This window comes from Solwaraspora sp. WMMB762 (genome assembly GCF_049179115.1).
Classification (GTDB): Bacteria; Actinomycetota; Actinomycetes; order Mycobacteriales; family Micromonosporaceae; genus Micromonospora_E.
In genome coordinates, this window is the sequence record NZ_JBMHMD010000001.1 from 4,647,629 (window position 1) to 4,672,762 (window position 25,134).

Annotated in this window: 24 protein-coding genes, 1 tRNA gene and 1 riboswitch; of the genes, 11 read left to right on the top strand and 14 right to left on the bottom strand. The window is 70.3% G+C overall.

What is annotated here, in order from left to right; all coding sequences use genetic code 11:
• Nucleotides 1-2: 2 nt before the first annotated feature.
• From ACN27J_RS20665 to ACN27J_RS20680, 4 genes are all read left to right on the top strand, one after another.
• Nucleotides 3-1,493, top strand: coding sequence for a 2-oxo acid dehydrogenase subunit E2 (locus tag ACN27J_RS20665; RefSeq protein WP_421368663.1), 1,491 nt, complete (start codon nt 3-5; stop codon nt 1,491-1,493).
• A 225-nt stretch (nt 1,494-1,718) separates the two neighbouring features.
• Nucleotides 1,719-1,856, top strand: a complete 138-nt coding sequence (locus ACN27J_RS20670) for a hypothetical protein (RefSeq protein ID WP_199758042.1) — start codon at nt 1,719-1,721, stop codon at nt 1,854-1,856.
• 335 nt (nt 1,857-2,191) lie between these two features.
• The gene (locus tag ACN27J_RS20675; RefSeq protein WP_421368666.1) at nt 2,192-4,141 is read left to right on the top strand and encodes an LppU/SCO3897 family protein; all 1,950 of its coding nucleotides are present in this window, start codon (nt 2,192-2,194) and stop codon (nt 4,139-4,141) included.
• Nucleotides 4,138-5,973 carry an NHL domain-containing thioredoxin family protein gene (locus ACN27J_RS20680; protein WP_421368668.1) on the top strand — a complete coding sequence of 612 codons (1,836 nt, stop codon included), beginning with the start codon at nt 4,138-4,140 and terminating at the stop codon, nt 5,971-5,973. The genes ACN27J_RS20675 and ACN27J_RS20680 overlap by 4 nt, the downstream gene beginning before the upstream one ends.
• 31 nt (nt 5,974-6,004) lie before the next feature.
• Here the strand turns inward: ACN27J_RS20680 and ACN27J_RS20685 are convergent, their stop codons facing one another.
• From ACN27J_RS20685 to ACN27J_RS20695, 3 genes are read right to left on the bottom strand one after another with little or no spacing between them, the layout of a single operon-like run.
• Entirely contained in the window at nt 6,005-6,754 is a 750-nt protein-coding gene (locus tag ACN27J_RS20685; RefSeq protein WP_421368670.1) for a LamB/YcsF family protein, read from the bottom strand.
• Nucleotides 6,729-7,598 (bottom strand): biotin-dependent carboxyltransferase family protein, encoded by an 870-nt coding sequence (locus ACN27J_RS20690; RefSeq protein WP_421368672.1) that lies wholly within the window; start codon nt 7,596-7,598, stop codon nt 6,729-6,731. Before ACN27J_RS20690 ends, ACN27J_RS20685 begins: the two co-directional genes overlap by 26 nt.
• The gene (locus ACN27J_RS20695; protein ID WP_421368674.1) at nt 7,595-8,332 is read right to left on the bottom strand and encodes a 5-oxoprolinase subunit B family protein; all 738 of its coding nucleotides are present in this window, start codon (nt 8,330-8,332) and stop codon (nt 7,595-7,597) included. The genes ACN27J_RS20690 and ACN27J_RS20695 overlap by 4 nt, the downstream gene beginning before the upstream one ends.
• 97 nt (nt 8,333-8,429) lie before the next feature.
• On the opposite strand from ACN27J_RS20695, the gene trhA reads away from it, so the two are divergent.
• Nucleotides 8,430-9,107 carry a PAQR family membrane homeostasis protein TrhA gene (trhA, locus tag ACN27J_RS20700; RefSeq protein WP_278172704.1) on the top strand — a complete coding sequence of 226 codons (678 nt, stop codon included), beginning with the start codon at nt 8,430-8,432 and terminating at the stop codon, nt 9,105-9,107.
• A 109-nt stretch (nt 9,108-9,216) separates the two neighbouring features.
• Here the strand turns inward: trhA and ACN27J_RS20705 are convergent, their stop codons facing one another.
• The gene (locus tag ACN27J_RS20705; RefSeq protein WP_282232934.1) at nt 9,217-9,504 is read right to left on the bottom strand and encodes a DUF6458 family protein; all 288 of its coding nucleotides are present in this window, start codon (nt 9,502-9,504) and stop codon (nt 9,217-9,219) included.
• Between the two features lie 116 nt (nt 9,505-9,620).
• Here ACN27J_RS20705 and ACN27J_RS20710 point away from each other — a divergent pair, with 116 nt between their 5' ends.
• Nucleotides 9,621-10,121 carry a SixA phosphatase family protein gene (locus ACN27J_RS20710; protein WP_421368676.1) on the top strand — a complete coding sequence of 167 codons (501 nt, stop codon included), beginning with the start codon at nt 9,621-9,623 and terminating at the stop codon, nt 10,119-10,121.
• Nucleotides 10,122-10,174: 53 nt separating this feature from the next.
• Here the strand turns inward: ACN27J_RS20710 and ACN27J_RS20715 are convergent, their stop codons facing one another.
• From ACN27J_RS20715 to ACN27J_RS20730, 4 genes are all read right to left on the bottom strand, one after another.
• A complete protein-coding gene (locus ACN27J_RS20715; protein WP_123606537.1) occupies nt 10,175-10,435 on the bottom strand; it encodes a DUF6458 family protein in 261 nt (86 codons plus the stop codon).
• A gap of 102 nt (nt 10,436-10,537) precedes the next feature.
• Nucleotides 10,538-12,397 carry an acyl-CoA dehydrogenase gene (locus ACN27J_RS20720; RefSeq protein WP_421368678.1) on the bottom strand — a complete coding sequence of 620 codons (1,860 nt, stop codon included), beginning with the start codon at nt 12,395-12,397 and terminating at the stop codon, nt 10,538-10,540.
• A 409-nt stretch (nt 12,398-12,806) separates the two neighbouring features.
• Nucleotides 12,807-13,937 (bottom strand): PP2C family protein-serine/threonine phosphatase, encoded by a 1,131-nt coding sequence (locus ACN27J_RS20725; RefSeq protein ID WP_278172712.1) that lies wholly within the window; start codon nt 13,935-13,937, stop codon nt 12,807-12,809.
• Nucleotides 13,938-14,138: 201 nt separating this feature from the next.
• On the bottom strand, nt 14,139-14,774 hold the full coding sequence (locus ACN27J_RS20730) for a septal ring lytic transglycosylase RlpA family protein (RefSeq protein WP_421368681.1): 636 nt from the start codon (nt 14,772-14,774) through the stop codon (nt 14,139-14,141).
• A gap of 175 nt (nt 14,775-14,949) precedes the next feature.
• Here ACN27J_RS20730 and ACN27J_RS20735 point away from each other — a divergent pair, with 175 nt between their 5' ends.
• On the top strand, nt 14,950-15,543 hold the full coding sequence (locus ACN27J_RS20735) for a phosphoribosyltransferase family protein (protein WP_421372357.1): 594 nt from the start codon (nt 14,950-14,952) through the stop codon (nt 15,541-15,543).
• Between the two features lie 19 nt (nt 15,544-15,562).
• On the opposite strand, the gene ACN27J_RS20740 is transcribed toward ACN27J_RS20735, so the two are convergent.
• On the bottom strand, nt 15,563-16,006 hold the full coding sequence (locus ACN27J_RS20740; RefSeq protein WP_416595637.1) for a hypothetical protein: 444 nt from the start codon (nt 16,004-16,006) through the stop codon (nt 15,563-15,565).
• A gap of 74 nt (nt 16,007-16,080) precedes the next feature.
• On the opposite strand from ACN27J_RS20740, the gene ACN27J_RS20745 reads away from it, so the two are divergent.
• On the top strand, nt 16,081-16,860 hold the full coding sequence (locus ACN27J_RS20745) for a glycosyltransferase family 2 protein (protein ID WP_421368683.1): 780 nt from the start codon (nt 16,081-16,083) through the stop codon (nt 16,858-16,860).
• A gap of 1,654 nt (nt 16,861-18,514) precedes the next feature.
• The gene (locus ACN27J_RS20750; RefSeq protein WP_421368685.1) at nt 18,515-19,399 is read left to right on the top strand and encodes a tyrosine-type recombinase/integrase; all 885 of its coding nucleotides are present in this window, start codon (nt 18,515-18,517) and stop codon (nt 19,397-19,399) included.
• Between the two features lie 92 nt (nt 19,400-19,491).
• Here the strand turns inward: ACN27J_RS20750 and ACN27J_RS20755 are convergent.
• Together ACN27J_RS20755 and ACN27J_RS20760 are read right to left on the bottom strand one after the other, a co-directional pair.
• Nucleotides 19,492-19,562 (bottom strand) — tRNA-Gly (locus ACN27J_RS20755).
• A gap of 129 nt (nt 19,563-19,691) precedes the next feature.
• Nucleotides 19,692-20,204, bottom strand: a complete 513-nt coding sequence (locus ACN27J_RS20760) for a pyridoxamine 5'-phosphate oxidase family protein (protein WP_421368687.1) — start codon at nt 20,202-20,204, stop codon at nt 19,692-19,694.
• A 127-nt stretch (nt 20,205-20,331) separates the two neighbouring features.
• Between ACN27J_RS20760 and dcd the strand changes: the two genes are divergently transcribed.
• Nucleotides 20,332-20,910 carry a dCTP deaminase gene (gene dcd, locus ACN27J_RS20765; RefSeq protein WP_416550984.1) on the top strand — a complete coding sequence of 193 codons (579 nt, stop codon included), beginning with the start codon at nt 20,332-20,334 and terminating at the stop codon, nt 20,908-20,910.
• Between the two features lie 160 nt (nt 20,911-21,070).
• Here dcd and ACN27J_RS20770 read toward each other — a convergent pair whose 3' ends face one another.
• Together ACN27J_RS20770 and ACN27J_RS20775 are read right to left on the bottom strand one after the other, a co-directional pair.
• Complete coding sequence (locus ACN27J_RS20770; protein ID WP_421368690.1) at nt 21,071-22,009, bottom strand: NlpC/P60 family protein; 939 nt, start codon at nt 22,007-22,009, stop codon at nt 21,071-21,073.
• Nucleotides 22,010-22,107: 98 nt separating this feature from the next.
• Nucleotides 22,108-22,251, bottom strand: a riboswitch (cyclic di-AMP (ydaO/yuaA leader).
• A gap of 257 nt (nt 22,252-22,508) precedes the next feature.
• Entirely contained in the window at nt 22,509-23,552 is a 1,044-nt protein-coding gene (locus ACN27J_RS20775; RefSeq protein WP_421368693.1) for an NlpC/P60 family protein, read from the bottom strand.
• A gap of 250 nt (nt 23,553-23,802) precedes the next feature.
• On the opposite strand from ACN27J_RS20775, the gene ACN27J_RS20780 reads away from it, so the two are divergent.
• Nucleotides 23,803-24,549 (top strand): GOLPH3/VPS74 family protein, encoded by a 747-nt coding sequence (locus ACN27J_RS20780; protein ID WP_421368696.1) that lies wholly within the window; start codon nt 23,803-23,805, stop codon nt 24,547-24,549.
• On the opposite strand, the gene ACN27J_RS20785 is transcribed toward ACN27J_RS20780, so the two are convergent.
• Entirely contained in the window at nt 24,546-25,130 is a 585-nt protein-coding gene (locus tag ACN27J_RS20785) for a VanZ family protein (protein WP_421368698.1), read from the bottom strand. The two genes, ACN27J_RS20780 and ACN27J_RS20785, sit on opposite strands and share 4 nt — an antisense overlap.
• Nucleotides 25,131-25,134 lie beyond the last annotated feature (4 nt).

The following is a 25,134-nucleotide window of genomic DNA, read 5'->3' on the forward strand; positions in this document are numbered from 1 at the left end:
CGATGTCTCGGATCAAACAGTTCGACCTGCCCGACCTCGGTGAAGGCCTCACCGAGGGAGAAATCCTCAAGTGGCTCGTCCAGGTCGGCGACGTCATCGAGCTGAACCAGCCGATCGTCGAGGTGGAGACCGCGAAGGCCGCGGTGGAGATCCCCGCCAAATGGGGCGGGCAGGTGCAGGCCATCTTCCACCCGGAAGGCGCCACGGTCGAGGTCGGCACGGCGATCATCGCGATCGACACCGAGCCGGCCGCCGGCCCCGCCGCTGAACCGACCGGCCCGGTGCCGGCACCGTCCCGACCCGAATCGCCACAGCCGGAGATCCCGCCGCCCGGCGGTGCGATCGAGCCGGGCATGATCGGCGGGCCGGCCCCCGGTGGTCGGACCGCCGTGCTGGTCGGCTACGGCCCGCGGACCACCGCGGCCAAGCGCCGGCCGCGCCGCACCACGGGCGAACTGGCCCAGCCCGCCGAACCGATGCCGGTGTCGACCGGCCCGCTGACGGCCCGGCCGGCCCAGACTGAACCGGCCCAGACTGAACCGGCACCGGCCGGACCAGGCCCAGCCGGTCCGGCGACGAAGGCGCTGGCCAAGCCGCCGGTACGCAAACTCGCCCGGGACCTCGGCGTCGACCTGGCCGGGCTGCGCGGCAGCGGTCCGCTCGGCTCGGTCACCCGCGACGACGTGCTCCGGGCCAACGAGCAGGCCGGGTCGACGCAGGCCGGGTCGACGCAGGCCGGGTCGGCACAGAACGGGTCGACCCAGAACGGGTCCGCCGCACTGCTGCCCGGCCCCGACCGCGAACAGCGGATCCCGGTCAAAGGGGTACGCAGGTTGACTGCGGAGAACATGGTCGCGTCGGCGTTCACCGCGCCGCACGTCACCGAGTTCCTCACCGTCGACCTGACCAGATCGGTGAAGGCACTGGACCGAATCCGGAGCCAGCCCGACTGGCAGGGGATCAAGGTCTCGCCGTTGCTGATGGTGGCTCGGGCGATGCTGCTGGCGGCACGCCGGCACCCGTTGGTGAACTCCACCTGGGCCGGCGACGAGATCGTGATCAAGGAGTACGTGAACCTCGGCATCGCGGCGGCGACCGAGCGGGGCCTGATCGTGCCGAACATCAAGGACGCTGGACGGCTGACCATGCGGGAACTCGCCGAGGCGATGGCCGATCTGGTTCGGACCGCGAAGGCGGGGCGGACCGCGCCGGCCGACATGGCCGGCGGCACGATGACCGTGACCAACGTCGGGGTGTTCGGAGTGGACAGTGGCACTCCGATCCTACCGCCGGGCGAGTCGGCGATTCTCGCGATCGGCACGATCCGCAAGGCACCCTGGGTACACAAGGAGAAGGTTCGGATACGCCAGGTAGCGACCCTGGCGCTGTCGTTCGACCACCGGATCATCGACGGCGAACTCGGCTCCGCCTTCCTGCGCGACGTCGGAGCGTTCCTGACCGACCCGGAGGCGGCACTGCTCGCCTGGACCTGACCGCCGACACCCGACGCGACTACGAACGGCGTCGCCACCGTCACTGGTGGCGACGCCGTTCTCCGTTGTCACCCTAATCATCATCGGACCAATCCCGCTCAGATCACAGATTCTTAGGCAAGTGGCGGCTCTCACCTAAGAATCATTGGCAACCCAGGGGGTCGGTGCGCTTCACTTGAGTTGACCGCCGAAGCGGTCGACAAGAGATCCACAGGAGAGAGCACCATGTCCATGATCGATCGCATCCGCCGCCACCGGGAAGCCAGCCGACGGACCCGGGCCCTGGAGCGGGCGCTGCGCTCCACCGACTCGGCCGCCGTACGCGACGAGATCCGCGCCATTGCACAGCGCTACCACAGCTGAACGGACCGCCGTCACGGTCCGCTGTCCCGCGACACCTCCGCCACTTCGACGGCACCAGGATTCCTCCGTTGCGGGATGGCCCGGTACGGTGGGCTCGGTCGCCGTCGGGTCGATCCGGCGCGCTGGAGACCAGAACCGGTCGGCAGCCGCCGGACGACCAGCCGGCACACCCAGGCTGGTAGTGCAGAGAGCCAGCCGGGCCCGCCTGGCCACGGTGGCAGCAGAGCCGCCGCAGGTCGGGTGAGCCCGCCCGGCCGGTCCACCGGTGTCCCTGGTCGACCGACCAGCCAGGTCGGCGGCACCGGCGCGGCTGACATGTCATGGAGGAGGCGCACATGACGTCCGAGGGCACGCAGCATCCCGGCCAGGAGCCGGAGGAGGCGGGTGTCGGCGGACCCGCGCCATACGGCAGCAGCCAGCCGCAACGCGGCGCGGCACCCGATCCCGGCGACCCCGGTGCCGGACACCAACCCGAGCAGTGGGCACCGGCCGGCGGCGGTTGGCGGACCGGATTCGGCGACCAGCCGGGCGGTGCCGGCTACCCGGCGCCGCCGCCCTACCCAGCCCCGCCCGGCATTGCGGCGCCCAGCATTCCGCCGGCCGAGCCCTGGTCTCCCCAGCAAGCCTGGCGGACCGACCCGGAGCGGCCCGTGACGCCGGCTCCCGCGCCGCCACCCCCCGCCGTGCCGCCGGCCGCCGCAGAGTTCGGGGAACTACCGCAGCGTCAGCCGGAGCCGCAACAGCAACCCGAGCCGTTCCGCCGACCGGAAGCGCAACAGCAACCCGAGCAGCCGGAACCACCGCGATTCGCTCCGGGTCCGCCGGCGGAGTCGCCACGGCCCGGCGGGGCGCTACCGTTCTCCCCGTCCGGCCCCACGCCACTACCGCCCCAGGAGACGCGGGTGCCCGGTGCGTCGCTGGCCGCCGCGCTTGGCGGCGCTCCGATGCCGCCCGATCCGATGCAGGCTCCGCACGTACCGCAGCAGGCTCCGCACGTACCGCCGCAGCAGGCCCCGCACTCACAGCAGCAGGCTCCGCACGTACCGCAACAACGTGGTCCGTACCCCGATCCGGCACTGGCCGACGCCCACCCGGGCTTCCCCGGGTCCGGGCAGCCCGGCGGCGAAGCCAGCGGCGCGGAGCCGGCCGCCGACCGCCCGGCAATGGCCGCCGGGCCGCCGGTACCGGCTGGTCCCGGGGCCGAGCAGCAGCACCGCCCAGCGGCCGCGACAGCCGGCAGCACCGGCCGAGCGGTGACCGCCACCGCAGCCGTGCCCAGCACCAGTCGGGTCGCCCCGCCGACGGATCCGGCGGCACTGCCCGCCGGTCGGGCGCCGGCCCAGCCCCGCGTCTACGGCCGGCCGGTCGGTGGCGCCGCACCGGCCGCCGAGCAGCACCCCGAACCGTTCGGCCAGCGGCCCCAGCAGCCCGGCCAGAACGGCGTTCCGTTCGCACCCCCCGGCTCACCGGTCCCCATGCCGGAGCACAACCCCGGGCTGCCTCCGCTGACCCCGCGCCGACCCGGACAGGTCGCGCCTCCGTTCGGTGCCCGGCCGACGCCGGACGGGGCACCGGACGGCCCCGGCCCCGACGCTGCTGCGCTCGCACTGCCGCACCTGAGCGCCGGGGCGCACATCCAGCCCAGCTCACCGCCGGAGCCGGCGCAGGGCTACCGGCCGGCCGGTGCACCGCCGTACGGTGATCTCGTCGACTCCGGCAACCCCGGGGCGGGCCACTGGAACCACCCGGACCTGGCCGGCCGGCAGCACCCGGCCGGCCCCGGCCAGCCAGGGGCGACACCGGCTGCCGACGGCGCCCCGCCGGCCGGCCAGTGGGGGCCGTCCGATCCGGAACAGAACCGGTTCGACGCGTTCCGGCCGGATGCGGCCGAACCAGCAGCCGACGAGGCCAAGCCGGAGCCGGCCCCCCAGGTCCGCAACGGACGGGTACTCGTCGCGGTTTTCGTCGCCGCCGTGCTGCTGGTGGGAATCCCGATGTCACTGGTCTGGCTCATCACCCGGCCCGGGGAGCAGCCGTTCAACCCGGCCGTCGGTGACTGTGTGAAGCAGTCGGGCAACACCGCCGCACCGGCCGACTGCGCTGAGCCGGGCGCGTACCAGGTCATCGCCAAGGTCGACCAGCTCGACCAGTGCGACGACCCGACCGCCCCGCACATCGAGATCCCGGCGGACTCGGGCCGGGCCCAGGTCCTCTGCCTGCAGACCGCAGCAACCGAACCGGACCCGCAGAGCAGTGCCGACACTGGCGAGGAAGCCACCGAGTGACCGCACCCCGCGTCCGGGCACCCGAGCTCAACGGTCGACAGTGGCTGAACACCGGCGGCCGTGAACTCAGCCTACGGGAGCTGCGTGGGCGGATCGTCCTGCTGGATTTCTGGACCTTCTGCTGCGTCAACTGTCTGCACGTGCTCGACGAACTGCGGCCGCTGGAGGAGAAGTACGCCGAGGTCCTGGTGGTGATCGGGGTGCACTCGCCGAAGTTCGCCCACGAACGGGAGCCGGCAGCGGTGGCGGCCGCAGTGGAGCGGTACGGGGTGAGCCACCCGGTGCTCGACGACCCGGAGCTGGACATGTGGCAGCAGTACGCCGCCCGGGCCTGGCCGACCCTGGTACTGGTCGACCCGGAGGGCTACGTCGTCGCCACCATGGCCGGCGAGGGACACGCCGACGGTCTGGCCAGGGAGATCGACCAGCTGGTCCGGACGCACGAGGCGAAGGGCACGCTGCACCGAGGCGACGGCCCGTACCTGCCGCCGACGCCGGCCGACACCACCCTGCGCTTCCCCGGCAAGGCGGTGGCGCTCGACGACGGTGCCCTGCTGGTCTCCGACTCGGCCCGGCACCAGCTGGTGGAGCTCGAACCGGACGGCGAGACCGTCCGTCGCCGGATCGGCGCCGGCGAGCGCGGCGGCGTTGACGGGTCCGCCCGGTCCGCGACGTTCAACGAACCGCAGGGGCTGCTCCGGCTACCGGCCGACGTCGCTGCCGTGGCCGGGTACGACATCGTGGTCGCGGACACCGTCAACCATCTGCTGCGTGGCCTGGAGTACGCCACCGGGGAGGTACGCACGGTCGCCGGCTCCGGCCGCCAGTGGCGCTCGACGGTGGACTACCACCCGCACGACGCCCACGCCGTCGACCTCTCCTCGCCCTGGGACCTGGCCTGGTACGACGGCAAGGTGATCGTCGCCATGGCCGGCATCCACCAGCTCTGGTGGTTCGACCCGGTGACCCGCACCGCCGGCATGTACGCCGGCACCACCGTGGAGTCGCTACGCGACGGCCCGATCCCGGATGTCTGGCTGGCCCAGCCGTCCGGCCTCGCCACCAGCGTCGACGGCGACCAGCTGTGGATCGCCGACAGCGAGACCAGCGCGCTGCGCCGGCTCGCTGACGGCGAGCTGCGTACCGTCGTCGGGCAGGGCCTGTTCGACTTCGGCCAGGTCGACGGGGCAGCGACCGACGCGCTGCTGCAGCATCCGCTCGGCGTGTGCGCACTGGCGGACGGCTCGGTGCTGGTGGCGGACACCTACAACGGCGCGGTCCGTCGCTACGACCCGGCCACCGACCGGGTGTCCACGGTGACCGACGGTCTGGCCGAGCCGAGTGACGTGCTGGTGACCGCGGACGGCACCGTATGGGTGGTGGAGTCGGCGGCGCACCGGCTCACCCGGCTGGCCCCGGGTGCCCTGTCGGCGGCCGGCGCCACGATCGTCGGTGCCCGGCGCCGTGCCGAGCGTCCGCCGACGCTGATCGCACCCGGTGCACTGTCGCTCGAGGTGGTGTTCACTCCGGCGCCCGGTCAGAAGCTGGATGCCAGTTTCGGGCCGGCGACCCGGCTGGAGGTCTCGGCCGACCCACCGGAGCTGCTGCTCGACGGGGCAGGCAGCGACACCGGGCTGACCCGCCGGCTGGTCATCGACCCAGCGGTGGCCGCTGGCGTGTTGCAGGTGGTCGCCCAGGCGGCGACATGCGACGCGGACGCCGAGCACGCCGCCTGCCACCTGACCCGGCAGGACTGGGGAGTGCCGGTACGGATCGATCCGGCCGGGGCGGGTCGGTTGCCGCTGATCCTGCGCGGAGTCGACGCACACTGACCGCTGACTGCTACCGCTGCCGGGTCGTCAGTCAGACGAAGGCGGCGAGGCGTTGACCATCCGCGCGGAGTGCAGCGCGGATCCGTCCGGCCAACCCGACCGCGCCGGGAGTGTCACCGTGCAGGCAGATCGACTCGACCGGGCAGGCGACGATGCTGCCGTCGGTCGCGGTGACACTGTGCCGCCGGGCCAGGGACACCGCCTGCCCGACGACCCGGTCGGGGTCGCCGAGCAGCGCGCCCGGGTCCGATCGGGGCACCAGCCGACCGTCGGGCAGATAGCCACGGTCGGCGAAACCCTCGGCGACGGCCCGCAGCCCGGCACCGGTGGCGAGCTGTCCGAGGACCGAGCCCGGCAGGCAGAGAACCGGCAGCGCGGGGTCGTAGTCGGCCACCGCAGCGACGACGGCGGCGGCTTGCGTCTCGTCCACGCAGGCCGTGTTGTACAGCGCGCCGTGCGGCTTGACGTAGCGGACCCGGGTCCCGGCCACCCGGCAGAAGCCGTCCAGCGCGGCGAGCTGGTAGAGCACGTCGTCGCGCAACTCGTCAAAGCGGTAGTCGATCCGCCGCCGCCCGAAGCCGGCGAGGTCGCGGTAGCCGACCTGGGCTCCGACGGCGACGGCCCGCTCGGCGGCGGCGGCGCAGATGCGGCGCATCGTCAACGGGTCGCCGGCGTGAAAACCGCAGGCGACATTCGCGGAGGTCACCACGTCCAGCAACGCCTCGTCGTCGCCGAGACGCCAGACGCCGAAGCCCTCACCGAGGTCCGCGTTGAGATCCATGGAACCGCACAGTAGTACCGGGCCGCGCCTGGGCCAGCGGGGTGACGTCGTCGACGACGCCGACCACCGGGTATCCGCCGGTGGTCGGATGGTCAGCGAGGAAGACCAGTGGCTGCCCGTCGGCGGGCACTTGGACCGCGCCGACCACCAGCCCTTCACTGGGTAGTTCGTCGCGGACGGACCGGGTCAATGGCGCGCCGGTCAGTCGGACACCGATCCGGTTGCTCAGCGGGCTGACCTCGTACCCGGTGGTGAGCAGCCGCTGGACCGCCTCGGCGGTGAACCAGTCCGCCCGTGGCCCGAGCCGGACGGTGAGCCGGACCGGGACGGCCGGCGCGGACCAGGGCACCGCGTCGGCCGCGGCCCGGCTCAGCGCCGCTGGCGGCGGTGCGGTGCCGACCGGCAGCACATCGCCGTCGCGTACGGCCGGCGGTCCGATGCCGGCGAGCGTGTCGGTGGACCGGCTACCGAGCACCGCCGGTACGGCGATGCCGCCGGCGATCGCGAGATAGCTGCGGACGCCGTACCGGGCCGGGCCGACCTCGACCACGGCGTCCGGCGGCACCGGCGTTGGGGTGAGGAAGCCACCGGACCGGCCGGCGATGCGGACCGTTGCCGGTGCCCCGGTGAGCGCGACCCAGCCGCCGGTGCGCAACCGAAGCGTGCAGCCGGTCAGGGTGACCTCCAGACCGGCAGCGTCGGGCGGGTTGCCGACCAGCCGGTTGGCCAGCGCCAACGCCGGCTGGTCGAGCGCACCGGCCCGAGGTACGCCCAGGTGCGCCCAGCCGTACCGGCCGCGGTCCTGCACGGTGGTGAGCGCGCCGGCCCGGATCACCTCGATCATCGGTCCGCCCCGGTTCCGGCCCGCGCCTGCGGTGCGGCTGGCCCGGTGGCGGTCAGCCGGACCCGGGTGCCGGGGGTCAGCGTCGCGGGCGGCTCCCGGTCCAGGTCGAACAGCACCAGGTCGGTACGCCCCACCAACTGCCAGCCGCCGGGTGACGCGGTCGGGTAGATGCCGGCGTATGCACCGGCCAGGGCCACCGAGCCGGCCGGGACGGCGGGGCGGGGCGTGGCGCGGCGGGAGACGCTCCACCGCCTGGGCAGGCCGGTCAGGTATCCGAAGCCGGGCGCGAAGCCGCAGAACGCCACGGTGAACTCGATCCGGGTCAGCCGGTCCACGACGTCGGCGACGGCGACCTCCCACTGCCCGGCGACGTCGATCAGGTCGGGACCGTCGAACCGGACCGGTACGGTGATCCACCGTCCGGTGTCGTCGACGGCCTCGGCCGCCGCCGGTTGCCAGCCGGCCAGTTGGCTGGCGGTCAGCGCGGGGTCTGGCAGGCCGTCGAGCAGGATGGTCCGGGCTCCGGGGACGATCTCGGCTACCCGCAGTTCGCCAAGTTCACGGCGCCGGCTCAGCTCGGCGCGCCAAGCGTCGACGGGGCCGCGTTCGCTGCCCCCGAGTTCGCTGCCCACGAGTTCGCTGTCTTCGAGTTCGCTGTCCCCGGGCGGCACGGTGCCAGCCGGCGCCGCCCATTCGAGCAGTAGCGCGTGCCGGCCGACGGGGTGGATCCGCATGGGTCCATTGTCGGCCGCCGAGGCGTCAGCTGGACGTTAGGCGGACGTGAGGCGATTCACTACCAGCGGGTAACCTACGGTGCCGTAACCTTGTCTGGTGACCACCGAAGCGCCCCTTCGCCTCAAGCCGGTCGACATCGGCAAACCCCGGATGCGCGGCTGGCTGCACACGTACGCATTCTTCGTGGCCCTGGTCAGCGGCATTGTGCTCTGTGCACTGGCCGCCACCCGACCTGGCTGGACCGCGCTGGTCAGCTGCGTCGTCTACAGCCTGACGGTGTGCGGCCTGTTCGGCACCAGCGCGCTTTATCACCGCCGGGTCTGGTCGGAACGGGCGTACCAGATCATGCGCCGCCTCGACCATTCGATGATCTTCGTCTTCATCGCCGGCACCTACACACCGTTCTGCCTGCTCCTGCTGCCCGGGCGTAGCGCCGCCACCCTGCTTACCGTGGTCTGGGTCGGTGCGCTGGCCGGGGTGGCGATGAAGCTGATCTGGCCGCATCTGCCGCGCTGGGCCGGCGCCCCGCTCTACATCGCCCTCGGCTGGGTCGCGGTGGTGGTACTACCCGACATCCTGCAGCACGGTGGGGTCACCGCGCTGGTCCTGCTGATCGTCGGCGGTGCGGTCTACAGCGTCGGGGCGATCTTCTATGCGCTGCGCCGCCCCAACCCGTGGCCCACCGTCTTCGGCCACCACGAGTTCTTCCACGCCTGCACCCTCGTCGCCGCGCTGTGCCATCACATCGCGATCTACTTCGCGCTCTACGCCTGACCCGCCACCACCCCGGCGGGGACCGCCCGGTTCGGGATCGTCGGAGATCCTGTTCCGTTCGTGGCAGATCCTGATCCGTCGGGGGGTGGCGGTCTGCTCGGGGTCCGGATCACCGCCGCACCGGGCCGCCCGGGCGACGCACCTCCCGGTACTGCTCCTCCACGACCCGGTCCGACTCGACCGGGGCAGCTGGTGCCGGCTCGTCCTGCGCGGTCCGGGACACCACCGTACGGCGGCGGCTCTGCCAGAACCACAACGTCAGGGCCAGCCCGAACACGCCAGCCACCATCAACACCCAGCCGACCGTGGTCAGGTCGAGAAAGCCCAGTTCGGCCTCGACCGCGAAGGCCAGGATGGCGCCCAGGGCGATGAGGAAGATGCTTCCGCCAATACCCACTTCGTACCTCCTTGGCTGTTGCCGGCACCGTCGTGCCGGCCGGATGCCGCTTGTGAGGTAGCGGCGGGCACGGATGTACCCAGGCGCTTGTGAACTCAATCAGGCAAGCTGAACCGATGACCCGACGCAGCATCGTGCTGCTCCGGCACGCCAAGGCGGAGCAGCCCGAACAGATGGCAGACGAGCAACGCGGGCTCACCCCGCGCGGACATTCGGACGCGGCACACGCCGGGCAGTGGCTGGCCGAACACCAGCTCTGGCCGCAACTGGTGCTCTGCTCGCCAGCCCGGCGTACCCGGCAGACCTGGCAGGAGGTGTCTGCGGCGGGTCCGCCGGCACCCGCCCGCTTCGAACCCCGGTTGTACGGCGGAACCGCGGTCGACCTGCTCGGCCTGGTGCGGCAACTGGACGACTCGGTGTCCCGGGTGCTGATCGTCGGGCACAACCCGACGGTTTCCTACGCCTCAGCGCTGCTCGACCCGGTCGGTGCCAGCGACAGCGGACTGCGGACCTGTGGGATCGCCGTTCACGAGTTCACCGGCGACTGGACGGCGTGTGGGCCGCAGACGGCTCCTGCGACCCACACGTACACCGCCCGGGCGGCCCGAACCAGCTGACCACGCGGCCCCGATCAGCTCGACCGACGTGGCCAGTCAGGTTGGCGACGTGGTCAGTTGGGCGGCTGCGGTGGTTCGGCTGGCGGCGGCACCATCTGCGCCGGATGGGCCAGCTTGTTCTCCTCGACGATGACCGTCCGGGCCCGGCGGCGGCGATCGTTCCAGAACCAGAGCACGGTGAGCAGGATCGCCAACCCGGCCAGGATCAGCACCCAGCCCACGGCCCGCACGTCCAGCCACCAGACGTCGGCCCGGACGGCGTACGCCAGGATGGCGCCTATTGCGATGAGGAAGATTCCACTGCCGATACCCATGCGTGCACTCCTTGTGCGGTGGCTACAAGTTGTGCGGTCGCCTGCTGATCTACCCGCCGGGGAGGGCCCGAAACGGTGGCGGCGGAACCTCCGGTCAGCGGCTCAGAAGGCGTCCTCGGGTAGGTCCATCAGGTCGAGTCCGGTTCCGGCGATGATTCGACGGTCGGCACCGATCCGGGGCAGCACCTCGCTGGCGAAGAATCGGGCGGCGGCCACCTTGCCCTGGTAGAAGCTCTGGTCGGCGTCGGAGACCCCGTCGCCGCCCAACGCGGTCAGGGCGACCTCGGCCTGCCGCTGCAGCAGCCAGGCGATCACCACGTCGCCGAGCGCCAGCAGCAGTCGCCGGCTGCTCAGGCCGACCTTGTACAGCGAGCGCGGCTCGCCGCTCTGCACCTCACCGAGCCAGCCGGTCATCACGCCGAGGATGTTCTGCACCTCGCCGAGTGCCCGGCCGAGCGCGGCGCGCTCCTCCTTGAGCTGGCCGTTGCCACCTTCGGCGGCGATGAAGGCCTGAATCTCGCCGGCGATCGCCATCAGCGACTGGCCGTTGTCCCGGACGATCTTGCGGAAGAACAGGTCGAGACTCTGGATCGCGGTGGTTCCCTCGTACAGGGTATCGATCTTGGAATCCCGGACGTACTGCTCCAGCGGGTAGTCCTGCAGGAAGCCGGAGCCGCCGAAGGTCTGCAGCGACTCGTGACCGAGCAGTTCGTACGCCCGTTCCGAGCCACACCCCTTGACCAGGGGCAGCAGCAGGTCGTTGACCCGCTTGGCGAGCTCCACGGTCTCCTCGTCGCCGGCCGCCCGGGCAATGTTGATCTTGTCCTGCCAGCTGGCCGTGTAGCAGACCAACGCACGCAGGCCCTCGGCGTACGACTTCTGCAGCATCAGCGACCGACGGACGTCGGGGTGGTGGGTGATCGTCACCCGGGGGGCCGCCTTGTCGGTCATCTGCAGCAGATCGGCGCCCTGGACCCGGTTCTTGGCGTACTCGAGGGCGTTGAGGTAGCCGGTGGAGAGGGTGGCGATCGCCTTCGTGCCGACCAGCATCCGGGCGTACTCGATGATCAGGAACATCTGCCGGATTCCGTCGTGCACGTCGCCGAGCAGCCATCCCTTGGCCGGCACGCCGTGCTCACCGAAGGTGAGCTCGCAGGTAGTGGAAACCTTCAGGCCCATCTTGTGCTCGACGTTCGTGGCGAAGACGCCATTGCGCTCGCCCAGCTCGCCGGTTGCCCCGTCGAAGTGGTACTTGGGCACGACGAACAGCGACAGGCCCTTGGTGCCCGGACCACCGGCGCCCTCGACGCCGACCGGACGGGCCAGCACGTAGTGGATGATGTTCTCGCTGAGGTCGTGCTCGCCGCTGGTGATGAAGCGCTTGACGCCCTCGATGTGGTACGAGCCGTCCGGCTGCGGAATCGCCCGGGTGCGCCCGGCGCCCACGTCGGAGCCGGCGTCCGGCTCGGTCAGCACCATCGTCGACGCCCAATGCCGCTCGACGAAGAGCTTGGCCCACTCCTTCTGCTCCGGAGTGCCCTCGACGTAGAGGGTGTGCGCGAAGGACGGCCCGGAGGCGTACATCCAGACCGGCGCGTTGGAGCCGAGCACCAGGTCGGCCAGCGACCACCACAACGCCCGTGGCGCGTTGGTGCCGCCGAGCTCCTCCGGCAGGTCCAGCCGCCAGAACTCGGCCGACATGAAGGCCTCGAACGAGCGGTGGAATTCGGGCGGCAAGGTCACCGAGTGGGTGGCCGGGTCGAAGACCGGCGGATTGCGGTCGCCCGGCACGAAGCTGGGCGCGAGTTCCTCGCGGGCCAGCCGCTCGACCTCGCTGAGGATGCTCCGGGCGGTGTCGACGTCCAGGTCGGCGTAGGGCGCCCGGCCGAAGGTGCGGTCGGCGCCGAAAACCTCGAACAGGTTGAACTCGAGGTCCCGAAGGTTGCTCTTGTAGTGGGTCATCGCGTGGTGGCCCCGCTTCCGGACAGCTGTTACTGGTCAGTAACCACCACTGTATTACTCCCGGGTAGCCAACGACAAGCGCGCCGTCTGGCAAACCGAGGACAGCAACGGGGCGGCTGACGGCCCACCAGCCGTCACCTGTCCGGAATACGGTCGTTTTGCCCGGTGCAAGAGGCAAAAATTGGGCAAAACCCAAGAAGCGCCGCAGTTGCCATCAGGAGGCACAGATGTCCGTCACCCGCCTGCTCAACGCACTGGTCGAACCGATTGCCAGCCGTCGCTACGTCGGCCGGCACCGGGCCCTCGGCGGCACCAGCTTCCTGTTCGCGATCGCCCAGCCGGTCTGACCCGCCCGGGGCCTCGGCACCACCTGCCGTGGGCGCTCCGCCCCGTCGGGCGATCCGGCCGGTCAGCCGCCGGGCGCGCCGACTTCCCAACTCGGCACGGACGGAGCGGGCACCACCCCGGAGCCCGAGTACTCCATCAGGACCAGGGCGATGTCGTCGTCGAGCCGCCCGTACACCCACTCGACCAACGCCGTCTCCAGCGATGCCAGGCCGTCACCGACGGTGCCGTGACCCAGCAGCCGCCAGGCCCGGTCCGCGGTGGGGAAAAAGGCACCGTCCCGACGTGCCTCGCCGAGCCCGTCGGTGAACAGCAGCAACCGGTCACCCGGCTCGAGGCGTTCGACCCGGGGACGTACCACCGGCATGAACCCGAGCGGCGGTGCCGGAGCCGGCGGTTCCAGCGGGATCACTTCGCCCCGGCGCAGCAGCAGCGGCGCCGGGTGCCCGCAGTTGACGATGGTCAGCGTTCCACCGCGCTCCTCGACCAGGGCGGCGGTGACGAAATCCTCGTCGCCCACGCTGCGCGCCACCGCCCGGTCCAGGTCGGCCACGATGGCCCGTAGGTCGGCCCGCTCGTAGGCGACGTGCCGGTACGAACCCAGGACGATGCTGGCCAACCGGACCGCGTCCAGGCCTTTGCCCCGCACATCTCCGATGATCATGCGTACGCCGTACGGCGTGTCGAGCGCCTCGTACAGGTCACCGCCGATGTCCGCGGCGGCGGTGGCGGAGATGTAGCGTCCCGCCACGGCGAGCGTGCCGACCTGCGGTCCGAGCGGACGCAGCACCGCCTGCTGGGCCACCGACGCCAGCCGCGAAAGCTCGGCGATCTGCTGTGCCTGCCGTTCCCGGATGACCGCCACCGCCGCCGCCAGCCCGGTGGCCAGCGCGATACCGACCACGTTCACCGCGGTCGCCAGCGAGAGCATCTGCCCGGTCAGCGCGAAGATGCCACCGACCAGGGTGGCCAGCACCCCGGTGGAGAGCACCACCCGCCACGTCGCGAAGGCCGCCGCGAGGAACGGGGCAGCGGCGACCAGACCGACGTAGTTGACACCGGACCCGTCCGCGATCTCCACCACGGAGACGAGCGCGAGCAGCACGAGGGCCGCGCCGAGGCCGACGCGGGAACCAGCGCTGAGTGGGCGGCGGCCGCCCATCGGGATGATGTGCATGGGTACGCGAAACAGCATGACTCATCGGTGGCGGTGGCCCAACGGAGTTGGCCTGTCGTCTGATCCGGATATGGCCACCCGGAGTATTGGACAACCTTGGCACCCTGGCTATCCCCCGGGCGGGCGGCGAGCGGTTGCTCAACCTGTGGGCAAACCTGGAAATGGCACATCACGCCGCTGACCAGCAGCTCGACACTGAGTGGCAACTCAGGATCGCGGTCAGTCGCCGAGAATCTCGTAGCGGACCTGGAGGTGACCCAGGTCAAGAGCCGCAATCTTCGCGAAAGCGGCACGGGCCAGGTCGAGGCACCGCCCGTCGACGAACGGTCCACGATCGTTGATCCGAACCACCACGCTGGCACCGGTCTGCGGGTTGGTCACCCGCACCTGAGTGTCGAACGGCAGGGTACGGTGCGCGGCGGTCATCCCCGACGGGTCGAACGACTCGCCGTTCGCGGTGACCTGTCCGCTGGCGTAGTACGACGCACCGCAGGTGCCGCTCTCTATTACCTGGCCACCGGCCTGGGCCTCGTTCTGGGTCGGGGACGGCCCGCCGGTCGGGGACCGTTCTGGCGTCGGGGACGGTTTCGGCGTCGAGGCGGCCCGGTCGGCCCCACGTGCCGCCCGGGTCGACGCGGTCGAGCGGTCCGGCACAGGGGAGCCGGACGCCGCCGTGGACGGCGTGGTCGTAGGCGGTGTGGCCGTGGACGCCGCACGCGGTGTTGTCGACGTACCGGCGGTCAGTTCGAACGCCATGGCCGTTCCGCCCGCCAGCACACCGGCCAGCAGGACCACCGCCAACCACGGTGCCAGCCGCAGACGGTACCGACGCGGGTTGCGATGGCGCGCGGCCATGACGTCTCCTGACGAGCTGACAACATAATTTAGCCGCCGCACCGTAGCCGGAGCAGGCCGTGTCGTGTCAAGTGTGCCCGGCAAATTCACCGGCGAGGAGTCCCGGCATACTCGGCCGGTGACCGACGCCGCAGCCGCTCACCCGCACCGGTCCCGCGCGGCCGCAGCCGGCAACGTGCCACGCCCGGCCGCAGCCGGCGACGCGCCGGACCCGCTTGAACTTCGGCGGCTGCTGATCGACACCTTCGTCTGGCACGACCCCGGCCCGGCCAGCCTCCATCTGGTGAGCGACCTGTCCGGGTGGTGGCGACACCCCCGGATTCTCGCCGGGATCGGCCCGGCCCTCGCCGATCTGGCCAGCGCCGATCTGGCCGACGCGGACCGGCCGAGCACGGTGATGACCCCGCAGGTCACCGGGCTGCTTGTCGGCCCGCTGGTGGCGACAGCGCTCGGCATTGGCGTCGTACCCGCGTACAAGGAGGATCCGCAGCGGGCAATCGCGGACGCGACCACCTGGACCACGACGGCGCCCGACTACCGGGGCCGCACGCTGCGGCTCGGTGTCCGTGACCGGCACCTCGGCCCAGGCGACCGGGTCCTGCTGGTCGACGACTGGGTCACCAGCGGCGCGCAGCTGCGGGCCATGGCGCAGCTTGCCGCAGCTCGCGGGGCGGTCGTCGTCGGCAGCGCGGTGATCGTCGCCGACTGTCCGCCCCCCGTCGTCGACGAACTCCGGATCCGCAGCCTGATCCACAGCAAGGACCTGTGAACCGCCGGGGTCGGATCGGCTACGGCGTCGCCTCGTGTCCCGGTCGGCCTACGGTACGCCGGGCCTGCTTCATCTCTGCCTCGTGGATGTGCCGGCGGCCGCCCACCAGCGCCTCCCGGGCCGCCCGCTCGACCGCCTGGAAGGTCGCGTAGTAGCCGTCGTCGAACTCCTCGACGATCTGGAACGTCCAGCGGCCCGGCAGGACGTTGCGACCGATCAGCTCCGTCTCGACCCGGTCAGCCATGTGCCGGTGACCGGCCCCGCGCAGCAGCTGGACGACCCGGTCCAGGGTCGCGTCCGCGCCGCCGATCAGCTGGTGCATCGAGTAGAGGTGGCCACGGGCCCGGTGCACCGTCTCCAGTGCCTTGCTCAACTCGCCGAGCGCCGCGACCGTGGCGTCGTCCACCCCGGCAGGGCGGGAATGAGCGGCGTCCGTTGAGCGCGGGTCCGACGATTCCGGCATGGGACATTCGTACCAGAGACCGGCGCGCCACAACGTTGGGTCAACGATCAACGACCCATAGTAGAGTCGAAGCGGTGCGCCGGCCCCCGCAGACCATCTCGGTGGTCACCCCTGTCCATCCCGCGAGCATCCCGTACCTCACTGACGCGTACGCCTCGCTGCGGGCGCAGCGGATGCCGCCTGGCTGGCAGTGGCGCTGGCTGGTGCAGGAGGACGGGCAGACCGGTGAGGTCGCCGCCGCGCTGCCTCAGGACCGACGGATCAGCGTCGGCCACAACCGCCCTGGTGGCCCCGGCGTCACCCGTACCATGGCGCTGTCCCGCGTCAACGGGCCACTGGTCAAGGTGCTCGACGCCGACGACCGGTTGACCTCCGACGCGCTGGTCCGCGACATCGCGGTCCTCACCGCCGACCCGACGGTCGGCTGGACCACCGCTGCGGCGCTCGATCTGCTGAGCGACCACAGCACGGTACGGATGGCCACCGATCCACCGGGCGGCCGGTTGCCCGCCGGTACGGTCCACCGGTCCTGGCAGGAGGACGCCTACCGACTGCCGGTGCACCCGGCGACGCTGTGCATCCGTACAGACCTGCTGCTGGCTCTGGGCGGCTGGCTGGCGCTGCCCGCCTCCGAGGACACCGGGCTGCTGCTCGCCGCGAGCACGGTCAGCGACGGGCACTTCATCGACGAGCCGGGGTTGCTCTACCGGAAGTGGCCAGGGCAGGCGACCAACCAGCAGGCCCACTGGTCGCCGACGGAACGGGCCGACCGGATCCAGGTGATCGAGAGCCGGGTCGCCGCGCTGGCGCGGCTGCGTATCGGCCCGACGTCGTCCACACCGCAAGGTCGGTAACGATGCGCGCCAGTCACTGCACGCAGTGCGACCCCCTCGGGCCAGTGGTTACCTGTTCAGCTTGATGCCAGAGGTGCATCAGGATGCACCTGCGGCATCACGTCCACCGAGGCAACATGGGTTCCGAGGCGGGCAACTCAGGCAGTTGGATTGATGACCAAAGCTACGAAATGATCAAAAAGGTGGCAGAGCTGACCAATCGCAGCCCCAGCGAGTTGATCCGCGAAGTGCTGCAGGCCTCGTACCCACGGAAGTAGGAACCTAGCGGCGATCCCGCGTACGTACAGTGAGTGCAAGCCCTGGTTGGGATTGTGGTCCCGACCAGGGCTTGCGTGTGTTGGAGAGCGGGTGACGGGAATCGAACCCGCACTGTCAGCTCGGGAATCGCCGGACGCTGGCCGGTGTCGAGCCGCTCCCCCAGGTCACGGCGGTCCCACCGGGCTTGGGCTGGCCTTGATCACCCTGGCCTACTGGCACGGCGGACCAGACTCGCTGATGCGGTCTACCTGGCTCATCCCGCTGTCAGTCTGGGCACTCGCTTGGGCTCCTGAGCGCATCAAAGCAACACGTCGCGCCGACGCTCGCCGTACCCTCGACACTCCGCCGATCCTCCGTGGTCTGCCGGTGTGACGAGCAGGCAGCGGGCGCAGAGGGCTGTGTGCTACCTAGGGCGGTAGGTACCTTCCAGGTCACCCGCTGCTGATACCGAGATCATGCACTAAGACAGTTCGGCTTGGTGCCTGCACTGCAGTGCACCGGACAACATGTCGATGAGAACGACTTACCAACGTTAATGTTTTGGCGCCAACAAGAAAGGAACTACGTGTACCGCCGTGGTCACATTGACACGGTAGCCCATAAACGACCCCACCTCAGCCGGGCATCATTCAGATCATCACACAAACATTTCCCTTATCCACACCCAGTGGACAACGTTTTTCCTGTTCAGATGGACCGATTGGAGCGCACGAAAATTCTATCCACAGTTTATCCACAAGTTTATCCACAAATCTTGACAAGATCTCCACCGCTTATCCACAGGACCGCCCACACGGAAGATGGCCTTGGGTTGTGAATCTGCTCAGCGAGGTGGTTCCATCTGTGGAGCGAGGAACAACACCGGTGTAGTTCGTTCGGATTGACGTCTAACGTCGGCGCGGCGGACCACCGGCTCGCGGCGTGGATCAAGCGTCCATCGCCGGTACAAACCTCGCCGCATCACGGAAGCGGCACCCGTTGGCAGACGGGTGCCGCGTCGAACTCCGTGATGGTCCGAGCAGAACACACCAGGTAAGGAGATCGAGTGTCCAGGCTAACAAGCAGGCACGGGGGAACCAAGAGCAGCAAAGACCCTCACAGTTCTCTTGTCGGCTGGCTGGCTGGCGTGACCGCGCTGGTCACAGCGCTAGCGACGCTTGTAGCTGCCGTCACTGCCCTTGTGGCGTTGTTCGTGTAGACGCTGGCTCAGGTGGTAGCTAGACCGCCGTTGCAGAGCCGGAGTGCTCCCACCGAGAGCTCGACGACAGGGCGCGGCGGGCGGCTACCCGATGGTGACGGTGGGTTTCCGCCCCGGCCGCGTAGCGGTCCGGGGCGGCTTGCCGCCGGGCGGTGTTCCGCCCGCGCGCCACGCTGGGCGCGGCGTCTTGATACGCCGATGGTCCGGGAGTGGCGGGCGAAACTGCTCGGCAACGGGGTGTCGCAGAGCATGGCGGCTAAGGCGTACCGGCTGCTGCGCGCGGTGCTGATGACGGCGGTCAAGGAAGACGAGATCCTGACCAAGAATCCGTGCCGCATTCCCGGTGCCGATCAGGAAAAGGCACCGGAACGGCCGGTGTTGTCGATGGCGCAACTCCTGGCCCTGGCCGACGCGGTCCCGGCGCGGTTTCGGGCCATGGTGCTGATCACTGCGTTCGGGTGTCTGCGCTGGGGCGAGGTGTCCGCGCTGCAACGGCAGGACATCGACACCGACGCGGGCACGGTGCGGATCCGGCAGGCGTACACCGAACAGCGGGGCGTCGGCCTGGTCCTCGGTCCGCCGAAGTCGCGGGCCGGCCGGCGTAAGGTCAGCCTTCCTCCGGTGGTGGTGTCGGCGATGCGTGAGCACCTGGCGGCCAAGGTCGACGACAACCCGGACGCGTTCGTGTTCACCACCGAGTCCGGGCGGCCGATCTGGCGGGGCAACTTCAACAAGCTGTCCGACTGGCGGGCTGCGGTGGCGAAGGTCGGGCAACCGGGGCTGCACTTTCACGACCTGCGGCACACGGGCAACACGTTGGCGGCCCGGACCGGGGCGAGCACTCGGGATCTGATGGCGCGGATGGGGCACGACTCGCCGCAGGCGGCGCTGATCTACCAGCACGCGACGTCCGAGGCTGACCAGGCGATCGCGAAGGCGCTGCACGCGGCGATGCGCACGGAACGCAAGAAGGAGAAGAAAGCGGGGAAGGTAGCCGGCGGGAAGCCGGGCAAGAAGAAGTCGAAGAAGCGGGGCGGCGACCCGGACGACGGTGCGGCCGGTGCCCTGGTCGGCCGGGGCTAATGGCACGTAGATGGCACGCCGCATGATCACGGATCTTGGGCAATCGAAAGCCCTGGTTGGGATTGTGGTCCTGACCAGGGCTTTCGGTGTAGAGCGGGTGACGGGAATCGAACCCGCACTGTCAGCTTGGGAAGCTGATGTTCTGCCATTGAACTACACCCGCGAGCGGCCCTACTCTACCCGGTCAGCCCGGCCGATGCGCAACAGGCCCGGCCGTGGGCCCGCCCATCGGTACGGCTTGCTGGCAGCCGGCGAGCGGGCGTCGGCGGTTCGACCGGTGCCGCGCGGCGGGTCAGCAGGCGACCGGGGTCGGGACCGGGTGGGAGACGCTGCCGCTGGTCGGGTCGAGCCAGACCTGGACGGCCGGTTGCCGGGGCGCCGCCGCGTAGTGGCCGGTGCTGCCACCGCGTTGCGCCACCATCGCCACGTCGACGGTGAACTCGAACAGTCGCCAGTCGACGTGCGGCACGGCCCCGAGATCGCTGGCGAGCCGACCGACCTTGGCCGGATCGGTGACCGGATGCGCCCGACCCGCCAGGTACGCCTCGTCGTCGCTCTCCTCGGGTGGGAACGAGTGCAGCGCGTACCGGCCGTCCCGCTCCAGGTCACGCCGCTTCGGTGAGTCGATGATGAAGCAGAACAGCCCGCTGTCGGTGATCACCGGGGAGACCGGGTGCACCCGGGGACCGCCGTCGGCCCGGACGGTGGCGAGGTAGCCGAGGCCGGGACCGTACTGCTGCATGAGGAGTCGGATCGCCGTGGCCAGGCGGGGCTCGTCGGCTGCGAACTCGGACCAGGTTGCCATGCGATGATTCTATCGAACATGTGTACGAAGAGATAGTGGGATCGCCCGGGAGCGCCGATCCGGGTAGGTTCCGGCCAGGAGACCGGCCGCGCGGTCGCACCGGCCACACGGTCGCTATCGTGTGACGATGCTTCTCTCCGACCGGGACATCGTCGCGGAGACCAAGACCGGCGGACTCTCCCTCGAGCCGTTCGAACCCTCGCTCGTCCAGCCGTCGAGCATCGATGTCCGGCTCGACCGGTATTTCCGGGTCTTCAACAACCACCTGTACACCCACATCGACCCGGCCACTCGGCAGGACGATCTGACGTCCCAGGTCGAGGTGCCCAGCGGTGACCCGTTCGTACTGCACCCCGGTGAGTTCGTCCTCGCCTCCACGCTCGAGGTCGTCTCGCTCGGCGACGGCCTGGCCGCCCGACTGGAGGGCAAGTCGAGCCTGGGTCGGCTGGGCCTGCTGACCCACTCCACCGCCGGCTTCATCGACCCCGGCTTCTCCGGTCACGTGACGTTGGAGTTGTCCAACGTGGCCAACCTGCCGATCAAGCTGTGGCCCGGGATGAGGATCGGCCAGTTGTGCATCTTCCGGCTCTCGTCGACGTCCGAGCATCCGTACGGGTCGGCGGTCTACGGATCCCGGTACCAGGGGCAGCGTGGACCCACTCCGAGCCGGTCCTGGCAGCGGTGGCGCACCTGGCCGACCAGCTGAACCGGCTGGGCTGTTGGAGAGCCGGCGCACCGGCGGCGGAGAGGCGAAAGGCGCCCTCCCAAGCCGGGGGGAGACATGGGAGGGCGCCTTTCCGGTGGCCGGTGCTGCCGCTTGACGGGGGGATCAGCGGCACGCGCCAGGCCATGGGGAGGAGTGAGGTCTAGCCGGGCCTGCCGTAACTGTGCACACTCGAACCGATCTTGCGCATCTGCACCGGTTCACCCGCCTGGGAGGCGTGCACGATCCAGCCGTTACCCACGTACATGCCGACGTGGGAGAGCCCGCTGTAGTAGAAGATGAGGTCGCCGGGGCGCAACTCGTCCCGGCTGACGTTGGCGGTCACCTGACGCTGCCGGGCGGCGTTGTGCGGCAGCGAGACGCCGGCCTGCGCCCAAGCGGCCAGGGTAAGACCCGAACAGTCGTAGCTGCCCGGTCCCGCTGAACCCCAGACGTACGGCTTGCCGATCTGCGCACAGGCGAAGGTGACCGCCTTGCCGGCCGCCCCGCCGGGGTAGGTCGCCGGGCAGGGCGCGGGACGCAGCGAGCCGAGGGTGTTGGTCGAGCCGTACGCCTCCAGGCGCAGGTCCTGCAACCGGTCAACCTCGGCGTCGATCTCCTTGGCCTTCGCCGCCAGCTGAGCCTCGGTGCTGGTCAGCTCGACGATCAACTCGTCGAGCGGGGCCTTCTTCACGGCGTACTCGTTCTTGAGGTCGACGACGGCCTGCACGTCGCGGGCCTGCCGCCGGGCGAACTGGTCCAGCAGCTCGAGCTGGTCGGCGAGGTGGGTCGGCTTGCCATTGGTCAGGATCGCGTTGAAGACCGACGGACTACCACCCTTGTACGACCGGGCGGCGAACTCGCTGACCCGATCCATCGCCAGGTCGATCTGGATCTGCAGCGGCTTGATCTTCTTCTGCAGTTCGTCCGCCTGCTTCTTCTTGGCGGCGAGGTCCTGCCGTACGGCGTTGTGCCGTTCGATCGTCGGTTCGAGCTCGGCCCAGACCTCGTCGATCTGCGACTCGATTTCGGCGACGGTGGGCTGCGCCTGCGCCGGCGCTCCGACCAGCAGCAGACCGACGCCGGTGGTGGCGGCGATCAACGCGGTGAGTACTCGGCTAGGGTCGTGCGGCGTTTTTCGCCGATGGTCACGGCTGGACCACCGGAGGTATCGCCGAGGGGCGCTCGTAGCCACCGGACTCCTTCTCCCCAGACCGCCTACCGGGTTAGCTGACGGGTTCGGGCGGAAAGGAGACGCCCTACCGCAGGTGGCCTGCGGATTCACCCCAGGAGTGCCGTGGGTCCCCGGCTCGCCGTCAGACGGCGATTAGGCGGTGTCAGGCCGAGGTCAACCCGGTTGGTTGACGTCCTCCCGACTCGACGATCCCCAAGGGTAGAGAGCGGCGTTCTCGCTACGCAAGCGAGAACATGGACTATCTCATTGAGTACGCAGACGATTGCGTATCGTGCATAGGCTGCCATCGTTCAAGCGTTCGAATTTTGCCGGGCGGACCGGCCCGTTCATACCGGTCCGCCCGTACGTTCGGCCGACCAACGCGCGCCACTCAGATTGCCTCGGCGGGCTGGCTGACCTGCCGCGATCAGCCGACCCGCTTGAACCCGGCGAGCGGCATGTTGTCGATGTTCTCCATCTGCACGGGTTGACCCGCGCGGGGAGCGTGCACCATCAGGCCATTACCGATGTAGATCCCCACGTGATGCAGATCACTAAAGAAGAATACGAGATCCCCGGGCTTGGCGTTGGCGCGGCTGACCGAACTGCCCTGATTCCACTGAGTTCCGGTGTAATGCGTGAGGCTGACACCGGCACTTGCCCAGGCGTACTGGGTCAGGCCGGAACAGTCGAAGGCGTTCGGCCCGGTGGCACCCCAGACGTACGGCTTACCGAGCTGTGCGCACGCGGTGCGGACCGCGGTTCCGGCGGCTCCGCCGACCGACACCGCCGGACACGGGCCGGAGGCACCGGATCCGCCGGTGTAGCCGGTGGACTGGTACGCGGCGTTGCGCGCCCGTTCCAGGCGCTTGATCTCGGCGTCGATGGTCTTGCGCTGCTCGGCGAGCGTCTTGTCCTGTGCCTGCTGCTTCGTGATCAACTCGTCCAGCGTCTGCCGTTCGGCGAGATAGCGGTCCCGGGTCTCCAGAACAGCGGTGATCTTTTCCTGCCGACGCTTGGAGATTCGGTCCAGCACCACGAGCTGATCCGCCAGGCTGGTCGGTGATCCGGTCCGGAGCAGGGCGTTCAGTTCACTCGACGGCCCGGTCCGGTAGTAGCGGTTGGCAACCTCGCCGATCTCGTCCGCCGCCAGGTTGGCCTGCAGGGACAGGGGGCGGATCTTCTCGTCGAGCGCGGCCGCTTTCTTCTCGTTGGCCTTGAGCTCGCTGTGCACCTTGTTGTACTGCTCGATGACCGGTTCCAGTTTCAGCCACTGGGCGTCCAACTCGGCTTCGATCTCAGCCAGCGTCGGCTCGGCGTGGGCCGGCCCAGCCGGGGAGACCAACGCGATTACGGCGAGCAACAGTGTGATCGCACTGCGCCGCAAGAGCCGTAAAGGTCGATGCTCTCCGCGTCGATATCGGGACCCACTGTGACGATGGATGTGCGAATTTGCGAGCGCACGTGCCATTGGCAGCGACTCCTTCAATGGTTCGATCGCTGGGGCCTCACGGGCGGGGGGTACGGAGGCCGACATCCGCAGCGGTCGGTGCATCACCTTATTGGAAAGCGCGGTGTTCGTTCAAGACCGCCTGCCGCCTCTGCTTCCTCCGTGGCAACCGCTCGGCGCCGCCCGCAGCACTGCTTCTCCCGTAGCAGCTGCTTCTCCCGCAACTACCGCTTCTCCTGCGGTCACCGGTATGGGCGGTTAGCGTGATGACATGGAGTCGCTCAGCCTCGCGGAGGAGCTGGTCCTGCTCAGCTATGACGATTCCGGGACCGCGACCGTCGCTTCCCCAGAGCTCGACTACGCCGTCGCCGGGGCGGTGTTGTGCGACCTCGCCGTCGGCGGGCAGATTGCGATTGACGCAGACGGCCGGGTGCTGGCCGACGACAGCCCGACCGGCGGCAACCCAGCCGACGACAGCCAGGCCGACGACGATCCCGCCGGCGGGTACGCGCCCGGCGGAGCCCCGGGTCGAGGCCACGGTCGGGAGCTGCTCGACCAGGTACGGACCAGGATCCAGGCCGAGCCTGGCCGCGCGACCCGCGACTGGGTGGTCGATCTGTCCCACGGTGTAGTCGATGAGGTACTCGACGGGCTGGTCGCCTCGGGGGTGCTCCGCCGGGAACGGGACCGGGTGCTCTGGGTGCTGCCCCGGACCAGGTTCGCTCCGCCGGACGGCGTCGAACCGCCCGCCGAGACGGAGACCCGGCGACGGCTGGCCGCCGCCGAGCGCGGCGCCGGACCGGTCGGACCACGTACCGCCGCGTTGGCCTGCCTGCTGAACGCACTCGACGTGCCGGACGTCGGTGCTGCACGGCCTTCGGACGCGCGGCGCCGGCCGCCCGCGGTGCTCGGGCCGGCGGCCTGGCCGATCGCCGCGACCACCGACGTCGTCGACGGGTACCGGGCGACGGTCGCCCGCAGCGTCTTCACCGCCACCGACGTCGCGACTGGCAGCTAGCTGACCCCGGTAGGCGACGGCGCGAACCGCCGCCACAGCAACCGGACCACACCGCCGCCGACCGCCCCGATCAGCGCCCCGGTCGCGTTGTTGACCCAGTCGTAGCCGACACACTCGCGGCCGACGCCGAGCACCGCCTGGGCGACCTCGACGACGACCGGGGCCAGCAGGAGCAGCCCGGTGGCCAGGGCCGGCCGGCGGACCGCCAGCACCGTGCAGAACGCCAGCGGCACGAACATCGCCACGTTGCCGACCCGTTCACCGAGCGAGTCGACCGTGACCAGCCCGGACCACAGCACCGCCGGGTCGGTGAGCGACCGGAGGCAGGCGGCGAGGACCTCCCCGTTCGGGCCGGAAACGGAAGCCCCGGGAGCGACCGGTACGCCGGACCCGGTCGGTGCCGGCGGCAGGGTGAGCGCGGCGATCGCGGTGGCGCTGAGAAGCATCCCGAGCGTCGGCCAGCGCGCCCAGCCGAGCCGTACGGCGAGCGGCCGGTGCACCAGCAGGCTCACGCCGGCCAGCGCCGCCAGGGTGAGGAACGGCCAGGGCTGGGAGAGGAATTCGCGGGCCCAACCCAGCACCCGC

What these genes read in the sequence shown, in the direction of transcription:
- ACN27J_RS20715 (WP_123606537.1), bottom strand. Translation starts at nt 10,435, where the DNA reads ATGGGTATCGGCAGTGGAATCTTCCTCATCGCAATAGGCGCCATCCTG.
- ACN27J_RS20720 (WP_421368678.1), bottom strand. Translation starts at nt 12,397, where the DNA reads ATGACCCACTACAAGAGCAACCTTCGGGACCTCGAGTTCAACCTGTTC.
- ACN27J_RS20690 (WP_421368672.1), bottom strand. Translation starts at nt 7,598, where the DNA reads ATGATCGAGGTGATCCGGGCCGGCGCGCTCACCACCGTGCAGGACCGC.
- ACN27J_RS20775 (WP_421368693.1), bottom strand. Translation starts at nt 23,552, where the DNA reads ATGGCACGTGCGCTCGCAAATTCGCACATCCATCGTCACAGTGGGTCC.
- ACN27J_RS20725 (WP_278172712.1), bottom strand. Translation starts at nt 13,937, where the DNA reads ATGCTGTTTCGCGTACCCATGCACATCATCCCGATGGGCGGCCGCCGC.
- ACN27J_RS20750 (WP_421368685.1), top strand. Translation starts at nt 18,515, where the DNA reads ATGGTCCGGGAGTGGCGGGCGAAACTGCTCGGCAACGGGGTGTCGCAG.
- ACN27J_RS20780 (WP_421368696.1), top strand. Translation starts at nt 23,803, where the DNA reads ATGGAGTCGCTCAGCCTCGCGGAGGAGCTGGTCCTGCTCAGCTATGAC.
- ACN27J_RS20670 (WP_199758042.1), top strand. Translation starts at nt 1,719, where the DNA reads ATGTCCATGATCGATCGCATCCGCCGCCACCGGGAAGCCAGCCGACGG.
- ACN27J_RS20685 (WP_421368670.1), bottom strand. Translation starts at nt 6,754, where the DNA reads ATGGATCTCAACGCGGACCTCGGTGAGGGCTTCGGCGTCTGGCGTCTC.
- ACN27J_RS20695 (WP_421368674.1), bottom strand. Translation starts at nt 8,332, where the DNA reads ATGCGGATCCACCCCGTCGGCCGGCACGCGCTACTGCTCGAATGGGCG.
- ACN27J_RS20665 (WP_421368663.1), top strand. Translation starts at nt 3, where the DNA reads ATGTCTCGGATCAAACAGTTCGACCTGCCCGACCTCGGTGAAGGCCTC.
- ACN27J_RS20760 (WP_421368687.1), bottom strand. Translation starts at nt 20,204, where the DNA reads ATGGCAACCTGGTCCGAGTTCGCAGCCGACGAGCCCCGCCTGGCCACG.
- ACN27J_RS20675 (WP_421368666.1), top strand. Translation starts at nt 2,192, where the DNA reads ATGACGTCCGAGGGCACGCAGCATCCCGGCCAGGAGCCGGAGGAGGCG.
- dcd (WP_416550984.1), top strand. Translation starts at nt 20,332, where the DNA reads ATGCTTCTCTCCGACCGGGACATCGTCGCGGAGACCAAGACCGGCGGA.
- ACN27J_RS20740 (WP_416595637.1), bottom strand. Translation starts at nt 16,006, where the DNA reads ATGCCGGAATCGTCGGACCCGCGCTCAACGGACGCCGCTCATTCCCGC.
- ACN27J_RS20730 (WP_421368681.1), bottom strand. Translation starts at nt 14,774, where the DNA reads ATGGCCGCGCGCCATCGCAACCCGCGTCGGTACCGTCTGCGGCTGGCA.
- ACN27J_RS20710 (WP_421368676.1), top strand. Translation starts at nt 9,621, where the DNA reads ATGACCCGACGCAGCATCGTGCTGCTCCGGCACGCCAAGGCGGAGCAG.